Consider the following 1,357-nt stretch of genomic DNA (forward strand, 5'->3'; position numbering starts at 1 on the left):
GGATCGATCCGGTGCACGTCGGCGACTTCAGCCTCGCGCAGACGCACTCGCTGTTCGGCATCCAGCTGCCGTCGGTCTACATGTACTACTACCTGTTCGTGCTGTGCGCACTGCTGGTGATCTGGACGTGTACGCGCCTGCAGCACTCGCGTATCGGCCGTGCATGGGCGGCGATCCGCGAGGACGAAATCGCGGCGAAGGCGATGGGCATCAACACCCGCAACGTGAAGCTGCTCGCGTTCGCGATGGGCGCGTCGTTCGGCGGCCTGTCGGGCGCGATGTTCGGCTCGTTCCAGGGCTTCGTGTCGCCGGAATCGTTCACGTTCTGGGAATCGATCGTCGTGCTCGCGTGCGTGGTGCTGGGCGGCATGGGCCATATCCCGGGCGTGATCCTCGGTGCGGTGCTGCTCGCGATCTTCCCGGAATTCCTGCGCTCGACGATGGGCCCGCTGCAGAACGCGGTCTTCGGCCATGAAATTGTCGATACCGAAGTGATCCGCCAGGCGCTGTATGGCCTCGCGATGGTGATCATCATGCTGTATCGCTCGGAAGGCCTGTGGCCCGCGCCGAAGCATGAGGACAAGATCGCGAAACTGGCGAAGCGCAGCGCCAAGTCGGCGCGCGCGTAACGGACTGACAGCGGAAGGAGAAACACACATGAGCGACAAGCAAATCCGACTGTCCGTGAAAGGCGTGAACAAGCGCTTCGGCGGCCTGCAGGCGCTGTCCGACGTCGGCCTCGAGATCAAGGAAGGCGAGATCTACGGGCTGATCGGCCCGAACGGCGCCGGCAAGACGACGTTCTTCAACGTGATCACGGGCCTGTACACGCCGGACTCCGGCGAGTTCAAGCTGGACGGCGCGGAATACAAGCCGACCGCAGTGCACCAGGTCGCGAAGACGGGCATCGCGCGCACGTTCCAGAACATCCGCCTGTTCGGCGGGATGACGGCACTCGAGAACGTGATGGTGGGCCGCCACGTGCGCACCAGGCACGGGTTGCTCGGTGCCGTATTCCAGACGCCGGCGGAACGCCAGGAAGAGCGCGAGATCAAGGAGCGTGCGATCGAGCTGCTCGAATACGTCGGCGTGCTGCAGTACGCGGACTACACGTCGCGCAACCTGTCGTACGGCCACCAGCGCCGGCTCGAGATCGCGCGCGCACTGGCGACCGATCCGAAGCTGCTCGCGCTCGACGAGCCGGCGGCGGGGATGAACGCGACGGAGAAAGTGGAACTGACGCGCCTGCTCGACAAGATCCGTTCGGACGGCCGCACGATTCTGCTGATCGAGCACGACGTGAAGCTCGTGATGCACTTGTGCAACCGGATGACGGTGCTCGATTACGGCAAGGTGA

Annotated in this window: 2 protein-coding genes; both read left to right on the forward strand. The window is 64.3% G+C overall.

The features are described 5' to 3' along the window. Positions 1-629: branched-chain amino acid ABC transporter permease (locus tag G3N94_RS41480; protein ID WP_205799929.1), on the forward strand; the 629-nt coding region annotated here is incomplete at its 5' end. Between the two features lie 28 nt (positions 630-657). Then, the coding region (locus G3N94_RS41485; protein WP_205799930.1) for an ABC transporter ATP-binding protein at positions 658-1,357 on the forward strand (700 nt) is incomplete at its 3' end.

Source organism: Burkholderia sp. Ac-20353 (assembly GCF_017104785.1).
Lineage (GTDB): Bacteria > Pseudomonadota > Gammaproteobacteria > Burkholderiales > Burkholderiaceae > Burkholderia.